Origin of the sequence: Frateuria sp. GZRe14 (assembly GCF_051900395.1) — a bacterium.
Lineage (GTDB): Bacteria > Pseudomonadota > Gammaproteobacteria > Xanthomonadales > Rhodanobacteraceae > Frateuria_A > Frateuria_A edaphi.
Genome location: NZ_JBHZGJ010000001.1, coordinates 1,473,825 through 1,488,834, shown reverse-complemented (window position 1 = coordinate 1,488,834; position 15,010 = coordinate 1,473,825). Strand labels below are relative to the sequence as shown.

General features: G+C 65.9%; 20 protein-coding genes. 16 read left to right on the top strand and 4 right to left on the bottom strand.

The window, feature by feature from the left end; genetic code table 11:
• Positions 1-1,431: 1,431 nt before the first annotated feature.
• The 10 genes from ACFWZ1_RS06800 (at position 1,432) to ACFWZ1_RS06755 (ending at position 7,300) form a co-directional block, all read left to right on the top strand.
• A complete protein-coding gene (locus ACFWZ1_RS06800; protein ID WP_439665864.1) occupies positions 1,432-1,863 on the top strand; it encodes a WapI family immunity protein in 432 nt (143 codons plus the stop codon).
• Positions 1,864-1,929: 66 nt separating this feature from the next.
• Positions 1,930-2,262 carry a hypothetical protein gene (locus ACFWZ1_RS06795; protein WP_439665863.1) on the top strand — a complete coding sequence of 111 codons (333 nt, stop codon included), beginning with the start codon at positions 1,930-1,932 and terminating at the stop codon, positions 2,260-2,262.
• A gap of 479 nt (positions 2,263-2,741) precedes the next feature.
• Complete coding sequence (locus ACFWZ1_RS06790; protein WP_439665862.1) at positions 2,742-3,212, top strand: hypothetical protein; 471 nt, start codon at positions 2,742-2,744, stop codon at positions 3,210-3,212.
• A gap of 17 nt (positions 3,213-3,229) precedes the next feature.
• On the top strand, positions 3,230-3,634 hold the full coding sequence (locus ACFWZ1_RS06785) for a hypothetical protein (protein ID WP_439665861.1): 405 nt from the start codon (positions 3,230-3,232) through the stop codon (positions 3,632-3,634).
• 556 nt (positions 3,635-4,190) lie between these two features.
• Complete coding sequence (locus tag ACFWZ1_RS06780; RefSeq protein WP_439665860.1) at positions 4,191-4,508, top strand: hypothetical protein; 318 nt, start codon at positions 4,191-4,193, stop codon at positions 4,506-4,508.
• Between the two features lie 183 nt (positions 4,509-4,691).
• Complete coding sequence (locus tag ACFWZ1_RS06775; RefSeq protein ID WP_439665859.1) at positions 4,692-5,291, top strand: hypothetical protein; 600 nt, start codon at positions 4,692-4,694, stop codon at positions 5,289-5,291.
• Complete coding sequence (locus ACFWZ1_RS06770; RefSeq protein ID WP_231324891.1) at positions 5,284-5,661, top strand: winged helix-turn-helix domain-containing protein; 378 nt, start codon at positions 5,284-5,286, stop codon at positions 5,659-5,661. The genes ACFWZ1_RS06775 and ACFWZ1_RS06770 overlap by 8 nt, the downstream gene beginning before the upstream one ends.
• 61 nt (positions 5,662-5,722) lie before the next feature.
• Positions 5,723-6,451, top strand: a complete 729-nt coding sequence (locus ACFWZ1_RS06765) for a di-trans,poly-cis-decaprenylcistransferase (RefSeq protein WP_439665858.1) — start codon at positions 5,723-5,725, stop codon at positions 6,449-6,451.
• A gap of 58 nt (positions 6,452-6,509) precedes the next feature.
• Entirely contained in the window at positions 6,510-6,860 is a 351-nt protein-coding gene (locus ACFWZ1_RS06760) for a hypothetical protein (RefSeq protein ID WP_439665857.1), read from the top strand.
• A 47-nt stretch (positions 6,861-6,907) separates the two neighbouring features.
• Positions 6,908-7,300, top strand: coding sequence for a hypothetical protein (locus ACFWZ1_RS06755; protein WP_439665856.1), 393 nt, complete (start codon positions 6,908-6,910; stop codon positions 7,298-7,300).
• 118 nt (positions 7,301-7,418) lie between these two features.
• On the opposite strand, the gene ACFWZ1_RS06750 is transcribed toward ACFWZ1_RS06755, so the two are convergent.
• Positions 7,419-8,411: an LLM class flavin-dependent oxidoreductase gene (locus ACFWZ1_RS06750; RefSeq protein WP_439665855.1), complete on the bottom strand. Its 993-nt coding sequence runs from the start codon at positions 8,409-8,411 to the stop codon at positions 7,419-7,421.
• Between the two features lie 188 nt (positions 8,412-8,599).
• Here ACFWZ1_RS06750 and ACFWZ1_RS06745 point away from each other — a divergent pair, with 188 nt between their 5' ends.
• On the top strand, positions 8,600-9,610 hold the full coding sequence (locus ACFWZ1_RS06745) for an HDOD domain-containing protein (RefSeq protein ID WP_439665854.1): 1,011 nt from the start codon (positions 8,600-8,602) through the stop codon (positions 9,608-9,610).
• A 7-nt stretch (positions 9,611-9,617) separates the two neighbouring features.
• Here ACFWZ1_RS06745 and ACFWZ1_RS06740 read toward each other — a convergent pair whose 3' ends face one another.
• From ACFWZ1_RS06740 to ACFWZ1_RS06730, 3 genes are all read right to left on the bottom strand, one after another.
• Positions 9,618-10,136 carry a hypothetical protein gene (locus ACFWZ1_RS06740; protein WP_439665853.1) on the bottom strand — a complete coding sequence of 173 codons (519 nt, stop codon included), beginning with the start codon at positions 10,134-10,136 and terminating at the stop codon, positions 9,618-9,620.
• Between the two features lie 190 nt (positions 10,137-10,326).
• On the bottom strand, positions 10,327-11,439 hold the full coding sequence (locus ACFWZ1_RS06735; protein ID WP_439665852.1) for an FAD-dependent oxidoreductase: 1,113 nt from the start codon (positions 11,437-11,439) through the stop codon (positions 10,327-10,329).
• Between the two features lie 61 nt (positions 11,440-11,500).
• Positions 11,501-11,683 carry an oxidoreductase-like domain-containing protein gene (locus tag ACFWZ1_RS06730; RefSeq protein WP_231324874.1) on the bottom strand — a complete coding sequence of 61 codons (183 nt, stop codon included), beginning with the start codon at positions 11,681-11,683 and terminating at the stop codon, positions 11,501-11,503.
• Between the two features lie 122 nt (positions 11,684-11,805).
• Between ACFWZ1_RS06730 and ACFWZ1_RS06725 the strand changes: the two genes are divergently transcribed.
• From ACFWZ1_RS06725 to ACFWZ1_RS06705, 5 genes are all read left to right on the top strand, one after another.
• A complete protein-coding gene (locus ACFWZ1_RS06725) occupies positions 11,806-12,303 on the top strand; it encodes a hypothetical protein (protein ID WP_231324873.1) in 498 nt (165 codons plus the stop codon).
• A gap of 174 nt (positions 12,304-12,477) precedes the next feature.
• Positions 12,478-12,897 (top strand): CBS domain-containing protein, encoded by a 420-nt coding sequence (locus tag ACFWZ1_RS06720; RefSeq protein ID WP_231324871.1) that lies wholly within the window; start codon positions 12,478-12,480, stop codon positions 12,895-12,897.
• Positions 12,898-12,922: 25 nt separating this feature from the next.
• Positions 12,923-13,192, top strand: a complete 270-nt coding sequence (locus tag ACFWZ1_RS06715; RefSeq protein WP_231324869.1) for a hypothetical protein — start codon at positions 12,923-12,925, stop codon at positions 13,190-13,192.
• A 220-nt stretch (positions 13,193-13,412) separates the two neighbouring features.
• Entirely contained in the window at positions 13,413-14,189 is a 777-nt protein-coding gene (locus ACFWZ1_RS06710) for a class I SAM-dependent methyltransferase (protein ID WP_439665851.1), read from the top strand.
• A 90-nt stretch (positions 14,190-14,279) separates the two neighbouring features.
• Positions 14,280-14,990, top strand: coding sequence for a DUF72 domain-containing protein (locus ACFWZ1_RS06705; RefSeq protein WP_439666881.1), 711 nt, complete (start codon positions 14,280-14,282; stop codon positions 14,988-14,990).
• Positions 14,991-15,010: the final 20 nt, after the last annotated feature.

The window sequence follows — 15,010 nt, the reverse complement described above, 5'->3', positions numbered from 1 at the left end:
AAGCTATTCCTTTTGGACCCAGGCAGGCTTCTACGGTTTTGTCTTCGTCGTCGCTGCACTCGTTGCGCTACCGGCTACGCTCGGCATTTGTAAAATCTTCCAGCGGCGTCAATCTAGGCGCATCAGCGGCGCCTAACATCCCGTTCGAGGCGGACGGCTTCGCCGCCGCTTAACTCCAGCGTTAGCGCCCATGACCACTCTGTCACTGCTCTTGTTTGTAAGCCTGGCGCTGTATTCCATCTTGTTTTGGTTCCTATACCTGTGCGTTGTCCTGCTCCGCATAAATGATGCTCAGGTAAAGGTACAAAGACCCGGGATATTGTTTCGGCAGCAAAGTTACATCGCGTGCTACTTAAGCTTACTCAGCAAAGAGGATAAGTTGAGGTGGTACAACATTTTTCTCAAGCACTCGTTGAGCATCGGACTAGTCATATCTACCGCGTTTTTCTTCACTGTTCTTGCCATAGCTTTTGGTGGCGTGCGCTAACTATTCATTCAAGCGGACGCCGTACCGGCGCCGCTTAACTCAGGCGTTAGGCGGCGCGGGGGCAACCGTGAGTCCCACTAGTAAGAAACCAAAGATTGGCGCGCCCGACCAGCTCGAGACTTTGCGGAAAGAAGTCGCAGCCGGTTCGTGGCTCGCCAACGCTCAGACTCGCGCCCGGCGACGGAAGAGCCCATGGAACCTTTTGCTTCCAGCGCTTGGATACCCGCTGTGGGGAGTCATCGGCTTTGCGTTGGTGTGGGCTGCCTACCATGTGCGGCTTCTCTTCTTGGGCTACCCGGACACCTTGCGAGCGTTCATGACCCGGCCAGTGCACGCGTCGTCCCTCCTTGTTCTCATCCCGTCCCTCATGGCGGCTATCGCGCCGGCGTTCCTCGTCGCCAATTTCTTGGTTTACCTGCTGCCTCCGGCGCGCCGCGCCATGGAGATCGAAGACCGGAACCTCCCGGCGTTGGCATACGGTCCGTCCCAATCAGCCCTCGGCCGCATGGCTGTTTGGCTTATGCTGGGCTGGGCGGTAACAACCCTGTTGGCGTGTGCACTTCCGTAGGCGCCGCCTAACAACCCGTTCAACGCGGACGGCTTCGCCGCCGCTCAACTCCAGCGTTAGGCCACAGATGAACATTGACGCGCTCGTACCGGAAATCGAAGCAGCTCGGGAGCGCGGCGCGACTGTACTGCTCAAGTGGGATGGAGAGCGGTCCGTTGGCATTTGCACCGTGGCTCTGAGCTACCCGCCAGCAGACTGGTTCTGGCGCCGAGACACCGACAACCCAGCTAGTTCCTTAGCAGAGGGCTTGTTGGAGTTCAGCGCCATCTTTGCAGCGGCACCAGCCAATCGCAGCCAACGTGGCTAAGCTGCGGGCCTAACAACTCGTTCAGGGCGGACGGCTTCGCCGCCGCTTAACTCCAGCGTTAGGTGTGAAATGAAGTGCATTGCGTTTGGCGGGGAAGAACACGAGCGCTTGGAGATCAATGTTCTTGGGTATGAGCGCGCTGCCTCTGGCGACTATCACGATGACAACTGGCTATCCGTAGAAGTCTCTGTTCACTGTGGAGCGTTTCGCGGCAATTTCCCAGCTACGTTCTTAACCGGCGAGCTTGAGTCCTTTCATGCCCAGCTCAACTCGCTCTATCAAACGCTCACCGGGAGCGCTAGATTCGAGACCCTCGAAGGGCAGCTTGAGCTGGAGGCTACAGGTGACGGTCTTGGCCACATCAAGATCTCGGGTAAGGCATACGACCAGGCAGGCATCGGCAACAAGCTTGTCTTTGCAATTGGTATTGATCAGACCCAGCTTCAAACTTCGGTGCAATCGTTGGCGGCGGCAATGTCCACCTTCCCCGTTCGCACCTAACCAGTCGTCCAAGCGGACGCGCGAAAAAGCCGCGCGCGCTTAACTCCAGCGTTAGGGCGCTCAGCGATGTTGCTAGCCAGCCAACTGTCTTTCCTCGCATTCACTTGCCTTACGCCCTTTTACCTGTACTCAGTCCTGCGCTTCTTCGGCATCCTCAAAGCCGAGAAGCCCGAGTGGCTTGAGGTGCGTGGGTCGTTGAGCTTCTTCTACGACGGTGTTCCTCGCATCGGCGATCCCAACGTTCAAGTCAAGCTTCTACGAGTGGTCTTCGGGCGTCGTTGGCGTCAGTTGCAGGCGCCCATGGCCGGTACGTACATCAAGCGGGTACGTATCCTTCTGCCTGTTTGCCTCGTTCTTTTTGCCGTAGGCTTGGCTGGGGCCATGCTCGGCGCCCCCTAACCACTCGTCCAAGCGGACGCGCGTACCGCGCGCCGCTTAACTCCATCGTTAGGCCCCATGCGCCAAATTGCCTGTCTACCTGCGCTGCTACTTCTCTTGTCTGGTTGCGCTGGCTTTATTCGCGGCCATCACCCGAAGCCACCCAGCTTGCTGCCTCGCTTTCATACGTCGCTGGGGACCTTCCTCTCGAGCCCGGCTCGGGCATCGTGTCTGTCGGCAATTTCTATTTCCCCAATGGTTACCCCAGGCTTGTGCACTTGGCTCCTGGTAAGCGCGAAATCGGCTTTTACTGTGCTGGCCAGATCTACGTAAATGGCCCAGCGACAATCTCGTACGACTTCCATTGATGGTCAAAGTTACGAGCTATATTGCCAAAAAGGTCAAGCACACATCCGTGCCGTGCTACCTGCGGCTTGGCCTAACCCATCGTCCAGGCGGACGCGCGAAAAGCCGCGCCGCTTAACTCAAGCGTCAGCCCTATGGAACAGCAGACTTGGTCATTTGTTGCGATGGAGTACTACGCTGCAATTCTGAACCGCACGTTCCTCATCACCATCGACGACAAGTGGCTGACGGCCGTGAAGTGCCGTGGCCTCACTAGCGTCGCTTCTGGTGTTGGGCTCGCCCGCGCCCTGACGGCTACGCTAGCCCTGGAGGGAAACCTCAATGATCCAAATTCTTATGTTGATGAGCGCGTTCTCAGCAAGAGCGGAAGCGTCAACTTTGCTGTCTTGCTCACGGATACCCGCGCAATCGAGTACGACCCGAACAAGAAATGGGGTGTGAGTTACTATCCGCACGACGGCCGGATCTACATCACTATCGGCAATCGTAGGCGCGAGTTCATAGTTCTTGGGCAGCAGTCCGGCCGTGATCTCTACGCTCGTCTTAGCACTTCGGTAGGGCGGGCTAACACCTTGTTCAAGGCGGACGCCTCCGGCGCCGCTTAACTCCAGCGTTTAGGCCTATGGAAGCTCCTAAATTTGTTTCAGGTAGCAGCCAGCTCACTGGAGCAATGGGCTATTGGCCGTCGTTCCATGATGCAGACGTGGTCAACGTTTCTCGTGCGAGAGGCTCGATCACGGTTGCAGTGCACGTCTTCGCAATGACCGATCAGGTTGATGCAGCGGGATACTACATCCTGGAAAAACATCATCTGGTCACGCTGGCGCTCGAGGGCGTGCAATCCAGCTCGCTCCCGCCCGACTACTCAAGCGACTGCTTGAGCCAGCTATCGTTCCACCGCGCTGGAGCTTCCATCTGCGTAGCGTTTGAATCCCACATGGACAGCGGCGGCGAAGTTATTTGCAAAAGTGTTGCGGTCCTCGATGTCGTACCCTGTTCGCCGGCGGGTACCGATCCGAGTGCCTAACAACTCGTTCAAGGCGGACGCCTCCGGCGCCGCTTAACTCCAGCGTTAGGCCCCTTATGCAGCTACACCGCCGATGAGATCACGAGGCTTGCTCGCTCGGTCTGTGCGCCGGCTGTGGCAGCCGGCGGTGGTCGGCGCGGCATTCGTCGTTGTCGTTTGGCTCCTGGCAGCAATTCGCACGGGCGCATGGGCGTTGTCGCTGTGGGAGGCACTACCTCTCAGCGCAGCGCCGGCCTTAGTGTTGGCGGCGCTTATCGGGCCGCTTCAGGCGTCGGCTGCACGCAGCAAGCATTGCGTCCCGATTCTCTCGCTCCCATCGCTGGGGCTAGCCGCGTTCGCCGCAGTGTGGGCTGCCTTCTGGGTAATCCCCTTTAACCTCGTGATTCTGGCCAAGCACGGACTCGTTCTTCCGCCTACGGAAAGCCTCACGTATCTTGCCGTCGCAGGAGCTGCCGGGTTCTGCTTGTCGTTCCTCCCGGTCAGGGCCTGACTATTCGTTCAAGGCGGACGGCTTCGCCCCCGCTGAACTCAGGCGCCAGGCCGTGGAGAGCAGGTATTGAACAAGTCTGTTGCCAGCTCGTTGCTCGCGATGCACGCCCTCGGGAATGTTGCCGCATTCCTGTCCAATCCCGCCTATTACGCTTGGGCAACTTTCTCCGTGCTCTCCCTGGTGGTCTGTTGCTTTCTAGTTGACAGACAAGTCGCCAGGCTCGTTGTGCTCGCTTACCTCGCAATCGGCTTGTATAGCTTCATCGTAGGCATGGCCTTCTCCGAGCACGGGCAACTGAGCGGTCAGGGTGTCTTTGCGATCGCGCTGGTCTTTCCGCCGGTGTTCTACGTGGTCTACCGCGTTTATTCATCCAAGAGCGGGTGACGTCGCTTCTGGCGTGGCCTGACCGCTCGTTCAAGGCGGACGGCTTCGCCGCCTGGCGTTAGGCCCCTGCATGGCTGACCTCCCGCGACGTGTGCCTTGGCCACGCTTCGTTTCGCAGGTTACCCGCACTTTTCACGACAAAGTACTTGACGACCGTGCTACGCCAAGCCTAGCCTCGCCGGCATGGACAACCGCCACTTGCGAAGCACGGTGTCGCTGCACGAGCACGCCGCGGAAAATCTTCTCTACATCCGCGATGCCATGGAGCGCGCCAGTTCCTTTACCGCCGTACCCGGCTGGGGTGGCGTTTTCATGGGGTTGGCCGGATTCGCGGCGGCGATCATCGCGCCGGCGCAGCACAGCAGGTTCGCGTGGTTGGTGACCTGGCTCGCGACCGCTGCCATCGCCGTGGCCGTCGGGTTGATCGGGGTGCTGGTCAAGGCGCGCAACGAAGGGGTCCCTCTGCTGTCGCGCCCTGCGCGGCAGTTTGCGCTTGGCTTCGTGCCGGCGATATTCGTGGCCGCGCTCCTTACGATCGTGCTGTTCCGCGCCGGGCTGGATGCGCTGCTTCCCGGGATGTGGCTACTGCTGTACGGCACGGCCGTGATTGCCGGCGGCACGTTCTCGATCCGCATCGTGCCGCTGATGGGCATCCTCTTTCTTTTCCTGGGCGCGATCGCGCTCTTCACGGCGCCGCCGGTGCAGGCAGTCTGCCTGGGTCTGGGTTTCGGTGGCCTGCACGTCGTGTTCGGCGTGCTCATCGCGAGAAAGTACGGTGGCTAAGCGATCGACCGCCAAGGCAGAGAACCTGCACAGCCGCCCGGCCCTGGTGCCGGTGGAGGGTGCGGTGGAACGCACGGTGGATCTTGACCGGCTGATCCACGAACGGCTGCGACTGGGGATCATCAGCGCCCTGGCCGTGAACGACCGGCTGGGCTTTACCGATCTCAAGGGCCTGCTCAATACGACGGACGGCAACCTCAGCGTGCACGCGCGCAAGCTCGAGGACGCGGGATACGTCGCCTGCCACAAGGGCTTCGAGGGGCGCATCCCGCGCACCGAATTCCGCATCACCCCGAAGGGCCGCAAAGCCCTGGAGTCCTACCTCAACCACATGGAAGCGCTGATCGCCGCAACCCGCATCGGCGACTGACCGTACGGGAGCGGCAGTTTGGCGCGCGCCTCAACTTTACATTGCAGAGTACTTGACGGATATGGACAACCTGCACGTTGCGATCATCATGGACGGCAACGGCCGCTGGGCCGAGGAGCGGGGATGGCCGCGAACCCGTGGCCATCGGGCGGGCGCGGGCGCGGTGCGACGCGTGGTGGAGGCGTCGCCGCGGTTGGGAATCACCACGCTGACGCTGTATGCCTTTTCCTCGGACAACTGGCGCCGTCCGGCACCGGAAGTCGCAACGCTGATGGCGTTGTTCCGCAATTTCCTCACGTCGGAGGTGGACGCTTGCCGCCGCGAAGGGGTTCGCCTGAGCGTGATCGGTCGCCGCGATCGGCTTTCCCCAGCGCTGGTAAGGACCATCGAGCAGGCCGAAGCAACGACCGCCGACGGCCGGATGCTCGACCTGCGACTGGCGGTGGACTATTCCTCGCGCGATGCCATCACCACGGCGGCCGCGCTCCACGCAGGCGCAGCGCCGAGCCGCGAGCAGTTCCGCCAGCTGCTTGCGCGTTCGCAGCACGGCGACCCGTGCACGCCGGACGTGGATCTGCTGGTCCGCACCGGACGCGAGCAACGGCTAAGCGATTTCCTGCTGTGGGAGTGCGCCTATGCGGAGCTGCTCTTCTCCAGCGTGCTGTGGCCGGATTTCACCGGGGGCGACCTTGCCGACGCGGTCGAGACGTTCCATCGGCGCAATCGCCGGTTCGGCAGCCTGCCCGAGGCGTGCGTGACGGAGCCGGAACGCAAGACAGCCACCCGATGAGCCCTCCGATCAACGGGCGACTCTGCCCTGTCGTTCAACCCAAAGCGAGGTTGCATCCATGGAACATCAGGACATGCACGAGGTCATCGGCGACGCCATTCGTTACTGGGAGCGCCACCGGATCGTCTACAACCTGGTATTGCTGGTGGTCGTCGCGACCATTTTCGTCGCGAATGCCGCCGCTTTCGGGCGCGTGGTTTCGCTCGACCTGTTCCTGCAGCTGTTCCTGCTCGCGGTCATGGCGAACGTGGCCTACTGCGCCGCCTATCCGGTCGACCTGACCGCGCAGTGGTCCACGCTGCGCGCACCGTGGCTTCGGATGCGGTGGGTTCTTTTCCTGATCGGCCTGGCATTCGCCACCACCCTCGCCCAGTTCATCGCACGCGGGTTGCTGGGCGAGCACGCCTGACCTTGCGTGGAAGAAGCAAAACGGACAGCTCCCAGCGGAGGCACTTCATGCGCGCACCTGTTCACCTCAGCACGTTCCGTTCGGCCGCCTGCGTGGCATTGGTGGCGACGATTCTCCTGGTATGGCTCAGCCTGGGGGTCGGCATCATCGGGGCCGATGGCGATCCGGCCAACCGAATGTATTTCGGAGTGGTGGCCATCGGCGTCATCGGCGCGGCCATCGCGCGTCTGCACCCCAGGGGGATGGCGCGGGCGCTCGCGGCGATGGCGTTTGCGCAGGCGCTGATCGGTGCGTTCGCGCTGGTCGAGGGGCTGGGGCTTCCCTGGAGCGGGCCAGCGGAGATCGTGCTGTTGAACGGCTTCTTCGTGGCGTTGTTCGGGGGATCGGCGTGGATGTTCGCGCAGGCGGCACGGGGCGAGCCGGAGCGCGGCAGGGTTTGAGGCGCGGGGCGCGATCGCGGGGACTCGCGGTCGCGTACAGGTGAGCTCCTGCAAAGATGGAATGCGATCGCGTGGTGTGGCTCGCGGTCGCGCGCAGGTGCGCTCCTCCAGGGAGCGATCAGGTGGCGAGGTGCTCGCGGGCCTGCATCGCCAGTTCGAAGGAGCGCCGCCGCAGGTTGTGATCGAAGATGTTGGCGGTCAGCATCAGCTCGTCGGGTTGGTGGCGGGCGATGAAGTCGGCCAGGCCCTTTTGCACGGCGGCGGGGCCACCGACCACGGCGCACGCGAGCGCGCGTTCGACGCCGAGCCTTTCGGTAGGCGTCCAGTAGCTCTCGATGTCGTCGATGGGCGCAGGTACCAGCCCTGGCCGGCCGCGGCGCAGGTTGATGAAACTCTGTTGTTGCGTGGTGAACAGGCGGCGTGCCTCGGCATCGGTGTCCGCCGCGACGACGTTGAGCCCGAGCATGGCGTATGGCTGCGCGAGCCGCGGCGACGGGCGGAATTCGCGGCGGTAGATCGACAGCGCGGTGTCCATCGCATCGGGCGCGAAATGCGAGGCGAAGGCGAAGGGCAGCCCCAGCGCCGCGGCCAGGCGCGCACTGAACAGGCTGGAGCCCAGCAGCCAGACCGGCACGTCCAGGCCCGCGCCGGGAACCGCGCGCACCGCCTGGCCGGGACTGGCCGGTTCGAAGTAGTGCAGCAGTTCGAGCACGTCGTCGGGGAAGGTTTCCGCCGCGTCGCCGTAGCGGCGCAGCGCACGCATCGTCGCCTGGTCGGTTCCCGGGGCACGGCCCAGTCCCAGGTCGATGCGGCCCGGGTACAGCGCGGCCAGCGTGCCGAACTGCTCGGCCACCTGCAGTGGCGCATGGTTGGGCAACATCACGCCGCCGGCGCCCACGCGGATGGTCGAGGTGCCACCGGCGACGTGGCCGATCAGTACTGCCGTGGCGGCGCTGGCGATGCCGGGCATGTTGTGGTGCTCGGCCAGCCAGTAACGCCGGTAGCCCAGTTGCTCGCCCAATCTGGCCAGGTCCAGCGTGTTGCGGAAGGCGGCGCTTGCGTCGCTGCCTTCGGTGATGGGGGCCAGGTCGAGTATCGAGAAGGGGATCATGCGGGAGGTCCTGCGCGGAGTTCCCTGGATGTGGGGCCGCGGGGCGGCCATTGCCAGTGTCCGCGCGGGGCGGGGCTCCGGCTCCGGCTGCGCTCGGCGCGAACGGGGTTTTGGGACGGCTACATTTCCCCGCCGGACTGCCGATACAGCGCGGAGCACGCCATGGAACCTGCATCCGGATGATCGCCATGTGGCGGCGTCTTTTCGCCGCGAGGAAAGTTCCGAGCCGCCCTGCCCCCGCCCCGCCGATCGTGACGGTGGTGGCCGACGCGCCCGTGTGCGAGATGGCGCCACCGCTGGCGGTGGTGGAGGACCGTTTCCATCGTTTCGTGCTGGGCCTTCCAGCGGCCGTCAGCGATACGGCCAGCGGCCCCGAGCAGGCCACGTTGCGGCGGCTGGAGGCGATCGGCGAGCGCTTCGACGTCAGCGGGCTGCCGCGCCTGCCCAGCGTGCTGCCACAGCTGCTGCGCGCGTTGAGGAACGACAACCTGGCCGGATCGCAGCTGGCCGCGCTGATCGGCCGCGATCCGGTGCTCGTGGGCGAAGTGATGCGCGTGGCCGGCAGCGCGCACTTCCGTTCGGCGCAGCCGATCCACAGCCTGCAGCACGCCGTGGTCCTGCTCGGGCGCGATGCCCTGCGCCGGGTCGCCACATTGCACGTGATGAAGCCGATCCTGCAGGCCAGCGCGGGCATGCGCGGGCATATGGCCGGGCCATGGCTGTGGGAGCACGCCGAGCGCTGCGCGCATGCCGCCGCCTTCCTCGGCCGGCATGGGGGCTGCGATCCGTTCGAGGCGTTCCTGGCCGGAATGGTCTGTCATACCGGCACCGGCGCGATCGTGCGCCTGCTGGACCAGGAGGCGCCGCCGTCGCTGGGGCCGTTCTCGCCCGTGTTCCTGGCGGGCTGCATGCGCATCGGCGCGCGGTTGTCGCTGCGCGCGGTGCGGCACTGGGAGATGCCGGCCAACGTGATCGAAGCACTGGTCGAACGCGTCAACGCACCGCAGGCGCCGGCCTCGTCGCTGGGCAAGGTGCTGGCCTGCGCCGATCCGCTGGCGATGGTGCAGCTGCTGGTGGAGCGCGACCTGCTGGACGCCGAACTGGACTACAGCGCCACCTGGCCGGACAGCTTCCCCACGCCGGTGATGCGGCGCGGGCAGTTGGACCTGCGCCGGCAGTTCATGCCGACACAGGACTGAAAGGGCATCAGTGCGGCGTGGATCCCACGTCCGCGCGCAACTGCCGCGCAATGTCGTCGGCGCCGGTGGCCAGCAGGGCGGCCAGCGCCTTGGCGTAATCGCCCCGGGCCGGCGCGGGCATGGACGGCGAGACGTGATAGGTCTTGTCCGAACCCAGGCCGCGTGCATTGATGGCGCAGTGCGTGCCCAGCTCGAGCGTGACGTTGGCCGGCGTGGCCTCGGTGTCCACGCGCATCTCGGCGAAGACCTGCTCGCAATGCACCACCAGATCGGTGAAATAGGCCGGCTCCAGCGCATGGCGCAGACGCGCCTGCAGCACCTCGGACACCGGCGGCGTGGGCTTGAGCGTGAGTGAATCCTCCAGGCCGCGAACCTCGACGTCCTGTTGATCCTGCTCGACCTGCAGCCACGGCGCCGAGGCCGGCGTCACCAGGTTGCCCAGCGCCACTGGCACGCGCGTGTCCTGCGAACCCCCACATGCGGCCAGCAGCAAGGCACCGCCGGCTATCCATGCAAACTTCTTCATACGAACTCCCCCGAGAGCGAATGGCCTGAACGAATCTACAGGCGCTCCGATGCGCGATCAACGCAACGGCATGGCAAACGCGAGCCAGTGCACGTTCGGACGTCCGATCGCTGCAGTCGCCGGCGCAGGCGGCCCACCGGCGTCACGTGCGAAACGCGGGTGGGCTGGCGTCCACCCTACACTGCCCGCCCTATCCGCGCGTGCGGACGGGGTGATCCAGGCCACCGGCCACACGCAGGAACTGGCGCCGCGCGGGTCCGAAACGCACCAGTCGCGGCACCAGGACGTCGCGCAGTTCGCGCAGGGTCGAGGGGCGGCCCTGCATCAGATGGGTCAGTGCACCCACGCGCCGGACCACCTGCCGATGCACCGGATGTCGCAACTGCGCGTAGCTCGCCAGGCGCGAGAGGCGGCCATTGAGCGCGTCGGCCGCGCAGTCGGCGAACACGTAGGCATCCTCGATCCCCAGATTCATGCCGCGCGCCCCAAGCGGCGAGTGGATGTGCGCCGCATCGCCACCCAGCAGCACGCGTCCCACGCCGGCACGCTCGGCCACGCGATGCGCGATGTGGAAGTGGGACTGCCACAGCACGTCACCGCACACCGTGCCGGGGGGCAGCGCGTCCAACGGCGCACGGCTGTTGCCGATAACGCGCCAGATGTCCTCGCGCACGCGCAGCGCGAACAGGAAGCCGTCCGGCAGCAGGAACAGATGTACCCGATCCGGGTCAAGCGGCGTCGCCAGGTGCAGGTCCCACAGTTGCCAGGGCTCGGGCAGTTCGTCGCCAGGGAAGGCCAGCCCAAGTGCCTGGCGCACCGTGCTGTGCGCGCCGTCGGCGCCGTACAGCAGCGGCGCCTGCGTGGGTTCGACGCTGCCGTCGGCATGCACCAGGTGGATCGTGACGCCGTCCTCGCCTTGCGCCAGCGTGTCGAGTTTCACCCCGCGCTCGACGGTGACGCCCTGCGCCCGCAACGCGTCGGCCAGCAGGGCTTCCGTGCGCGACTGGGGCAGCGAGATCAGCGAGCGCTCGGTGTCGAGCAGGGGCGAGACCGGCACGGCGACGTCCTCGTGCCCGCTCTGGTGCAGCGACAGTCCCTGCACGGCCCAGCCTTCGGCCAGCATGCGCGCGGTCACGCCGGTGTCTTCCAGCAGATCCTGCGTGCGCGGATTGACGGCCAATGCCTTGGAATGAAGGCTGGGCGCCGCCGCCTTGTCGACGATGCGCACGGGAACGCCGCGTCGGGCAAGCAACAACGCGGCCGCCAGTCCAGTCGGACCGGCGCCGGCGATCATCACGGGCATGGTGTTCGACGGCATGCCCGGAGACTAACAGGATCGACGTCGGCATCAGGGCGACATCGCATCAGGGCCGAGGAACCTCCGGATGGCGCGACTGCCAGGCTGCGAGCGCGGCGCGGTAGCGCTCCAGCGCCTCGTCGTAGCGATCGAGCACGCAATGCACGCAGCCCTCGCCGCAGCAGTCGGCCGGATCGGGTTCGCTGGGGCGAACCGGTGGCGGATCGTCGGACGGGAATGGAAGCTCCATGGCCCGATGGTACGGCCGCGCTCACGCCATGGACACCCGCAGCCGACGCCCCGCGAACCCGCGCTCCACAAGGATGACGATGGGCCGTCCCCGCGCCCGCCATTCCCTTCGCGAGGAGCGCCATGAAAACCCGCCATGTGTTCAGCACACCCAATGTCGAGGCCGCCAGGACCGTCATGCAGGCCGCGCGCGCCGCAGGCGTGCCCGAGGAGGACATCTCGCTGATCGCCCGCTCCGACATTGAACTCGAGGCGACACCGGAGCAGCACAAGGAAGCCGGAAGCGATTTCTATCCTGCTGCGCTGCGCGGCGTGGTCGGCGGTGGCGCGGTCGGCCTGCTGGCCGGGCTGGTGGCCGTGGCGATCCCGCCCGTGGGCATCACCGTGGCGGGCGTGGCCGGGCTGACCGTCGCCGGCGCGCTGACCGGTGGCTGGACCGGTGCGCTGGTAGGCGCCTCCGTGCCCGACCCGGTGCGGCGCAAATTCGAGGAGGAGATCGAGGCCGGCCGCGTCCTGGTGGTGCTGGACGGCGACAAGGAACAGCTGGTGCGCGCCGAGCCGGCACTCGCTCGCGCAGGCGGCACGCCACTGCCGTTCGATGAGCCGACGGCGCTGAGCTAGCGCGCGCACCCAGTCCGTCTGCCTGCGGGAAGGACAGATCCGCTCCCTTCGGGAAAGGAACAGGAGCAACGGCAAGACGGCCATTAAACGCCCCCTTCATGGTCCGCGCACACCGCATTCAACCGGGCGCGAGGAACATCCATCCGTCCCCGTTCGCCGCCGCCCGGAGTACCCATGGATCTCGACCGCGTGATGACCCGCAATCCGAAATTCTGCCTGGCCACCTCGCCGCTGGATGAAGTCGCCCGCGCCATGCGCGACGAGGACGTCGGCGAGATCCCGGTAGTCGACCTGGACCGCCACCCGATCGGGGTGATCACCGACCGCGACATCGTCGTGCGCACGCTCGCCGCCGGCCGCAATCCGCTGGACGTGCGCGTGCAGGACTGCATGACCGCGCCGCCGATCGTGATCAAGGAGGACGCGAGCCTGCAGGACTGCGCCAAGCTGATGGAACGCCAGCAGATCCGGCGGGTGCCGGTGGTCGACGCCAAGGGTGCCCTCTGCGGCATCGTCTCGCTGGCGGACCTGGAGCGCACCGACGCCCGTTCGCTGCAGCAGGAAGTCACCCGCGCCGTATCCCAGCCGCACTGACCGAATTTATCGGAGGAGCATGCCCATGAAGACCCGCCTGTTGTGCTGGAGCCTGCTGCTGGCTTCCACGTTCGCGCTGGCCGCCTGCAACCACGGCACCAACGACAACGCCGAGCCGGGCGCAGCCGCCCCGTCGACCGCGCCGGCGATGACGCCCACCCAGCCGACCACGCCGATGACACCGCCCCCTGCATCCACCGCGATGACGCCCCCGGCCACCATGCCACCGGCCTCGTCGACGGCGATGCCGCCGCCGACCTCGACCACGCCGAACTCCTCGGGTGGCGCCGACTGAGCGCAAGCCCGGACGTACGGGCAGGGATGCGGGCCGGGCCAGGGAAGGCCTGAAGCGGGATCGGCGAAACCGGGCGAGCCTGGCCCCGGCCGGGCTCTTTCAGCGTGTCCGCCCATCGGGAAACGCCGCGTGGGACGGCCGCGCCCTCCCCCAGAAGTCACGGCCATCCTGCCGCCGCGCCAGGCGCACAATCGCACACCCAACCCCGAAGGAGCCTGACATGCGCACGCTCGTCCTCGCCGCCGTGATCGCCATCGCCCTGCCGGCCGTGCACGCCGCACCAGCCGCGCAGACCGCCGCGCAACACGCACAGCCGCCGTACCTCGCCGCGGCGATCAACGACCCGGGTCGCCAGGCCGACCGCGCCGACGACGCCCGCCGCAAGATCGCGCAGGTGATGGCCTTCGCCGAGGTCCAACCGGGCGACAAGGTGCTGGAACTGATTCCCGGCAGCGGCTATTTCACCCGCGTGTTCAGCGGCGTGGTCGGACCCAAGGGCCACGTCTACGCGCTCTGGCCGAACGAGTACGCCGCCGAGTCGCAATCGGACGTGGCCAACCTGCGCAAGCTCGCCCAACAGCCGCACTACGCGAACGTCAGCATGCTGACTCAGCCGGCCGCCAAGCTGGATGCGCCCGAATCGGTCGACGTGGTGTTCACCTCGCAGAACTACCACGACTACCCGGACAAGTTCATGGGCAACGTCGATCCGGTGGTGCTCGACAAACAGGTCTACAAGGTGCTCAAGCCCGGCGGCGTCTTCATCGTTATCGACCACGTCGCGCCGGCCGGCTCGGGCATGCGCGACACCGACACGCTGCATCGCATCGACCCGGCCATCGTCCGGAAGCAGGCCGAATCGGCGGGCTTCGTGTTCGACGGTGAGAGCGACGCGCTGCGCAACCCGGCCGATCCGCACGACATCAAGGTGTTCGACAAGTCGATCCGCGGGCACACCGACCAGTTCATGTACCGGTTCCGCAAGCCGAAGGGCTGAGCGTTGCACGGGCGGTACGCCAATCGCAGGGGCCCGCACGCGGGCTCCCGCGGGAAGCGACGGGTTTCGGTGGGTGATGGCGTGATCGCCATCCGCATCGGCTGCGCCGGCTGGTCGATCCCCAAGGCGCACGCCGCGGCGTTTCCGACCGAAGGCAGCACGCTGGAGCGCTACGCGCAGGTGTTCGACTGCGCGGAGATCAACTCCAGCTTCTACCGCCCGCATCGCCCGGCGACCTGGCGCCGATGGGCGGACAGCGTGCCGGCGCACTTCCGCTTCGCCGCCAAGATGCCCAAGGCGATCAGTCACGAGTGCCGACTGCAGGCTTGCGACGGGCTGGTGACCGCGTTCCTGGACCAGGTTGGCGAACTCGGCGACAAGCTGGGCTGGTTGTTGTTGCAGCTGCCGCCAAGCCTGGTGTTCGACCCGGCAGTCGCCCTCCCCTTCTTCGAGCACCTGCGCGAACACCACGACGGGCCGCTGGCGTGCGAGCCCCGCCACGCCTCGTGGTTCACCGGAAGTGTCGACCACGCACTGCGCCAACTGGCGGTCTCGCGCGTGGCGGCCGATCCGGCACGCGTGCCGCGCGCCGCGCTCCCCGGCGGCGACCGCCAGCGCATCTACTTCAGGCTGCATGGATCGCCGCGAACGTACTACGACGCCTACCCGTCACCGGTGCTCGAACGCGTGGCCCGGCGCTTGCGGCGCGCACCACAGGCGTGGTGCATCTTCGACAACACCGCAATGGGCCACGCGACAGGCAACGCCATCGAACTGCAGCGCATGCTCCGCTCTTTGTAGGAGAGCCCGCGGCGCATTCA

Coding starts and splice junctions, on each gene's coding strand:
- ACFWZ1_RS06800 (WP_439665864.1), top strand. CDS start 1,432: ATGAAGTGCATTGCGTTTGGCGGGGAAGAACACGAGCGCTTGGAGATC.
- ACFWZ1_RS06795 (WP_439665863.1), top strand. CDS start 1,930: ATGTTGCTAGCCAGCCAACTGTCTTTCCTCGCATTCACTTGCCTTACG.
- ACFWZ1_RS06790 (WP_439665862.1), top strand. CDS start 2,742: ATGGAACAGCAGACTTGGTCATTTGTTGCGATGGAGTACTACGCTGCA.
- ACFWZ1_RS06785 (WP_439665861.1), top strand. CDS start 3,230: ATGGAAGCTCCTAAATTTGTTTCAGGTAGCAGCCAGCTCACTGGAGCA.
- ACFWZ1_RS06775 (WP_439665859.1), top strand. CDS start 4,692: ATGGACAACCGCCACTTGCGAAGCACGGTGTCGCTGCACGAGCACGCC.
- ACFWZ1_RS06765 (WP_439665858.1), top strand. CDS start 5,723: ATGGACAACCTGCACGTTGCGATCATCATGGACGGCAACGGCCGCTGG.
- ACFWZ1_RS06760 (WP_439665857.1), top strand. CDS start 6,510: ATGGAACATCAGGACATGCACGAGGTCATCGGCGACGCCATTCGTTAC.
- ACFWZ1_RS06755 (WP_439665856.1), top strand. CDS start 6,908: ATGCGCGCACCTGTTCACCTCAGCACGTTCCGTTCGGCCGCCTGCGTG.
- ACFWZ1_RS06750 (WP_439665855.1), bottom strand. CDS start 8,411: ATGATCCCCTTCTCGATACTCGACCTGGCCCCCATCACCGAAGGCAGC.
- ACFWZ1_RS06745 (WP_439665854.1), top strand. CDS start 8,600: ATGTGGCGGCGTCTTTTCGCCGCGAGGAAAGTTCCGAGCCGCCCTGCC.
- ACFWZ1_RS06740 (WP_439665853.1), bottom strand. CDS start 10,136: ATGAAGAAGTTTGCATGGATAGCCGGCGGTGCCTTGCTGCTGGCCGCA.
- ACFWZ1_RS06735 (WP_439665852.1), bottom strand. CDS start 11,439: ATGCCCGTGATGATCGCCGGCGCCGGTCCGACTGGACTGGCGGCCGCG.
- ACFWZ1_RS06730 (WP_231324874.1), bottom strand. CDS start 11,683: ATGGAGCTTCCATTCCCGTCCGACGATCCGCCACCGGTTCGCCCCAGC.
- ACFWZ1_RS06725 (WP_231324873.1), top strand. CDS start 11,806: ATGAAAACCCGCCATGTGTTCAGCACACCCAATGTCGAGGCCGCCAGG.
- ACFWZ1_RS06720 (WP_231324871.1), top strand. CDS start 12,478: ATGGATCTCGACCGCGTGATGACCCGCAATCCGAAATTCTGCCTGGCC.
- ACFWZ1_RS06715 (WP_231324869.1), top strand. CDS start 12,923: ATGAAGACCCGCCTGTTGTGCTGGAGCCTGCTGCTGGCTTCCACGTTC.
- ACFWZ1_RS06710 (WP_439665851.1), top strand. CDS start 13,413: ATGCGCACGCTCGTCCTCGCCGCCGTGATCGCCATCGCCCTGCCGGCC.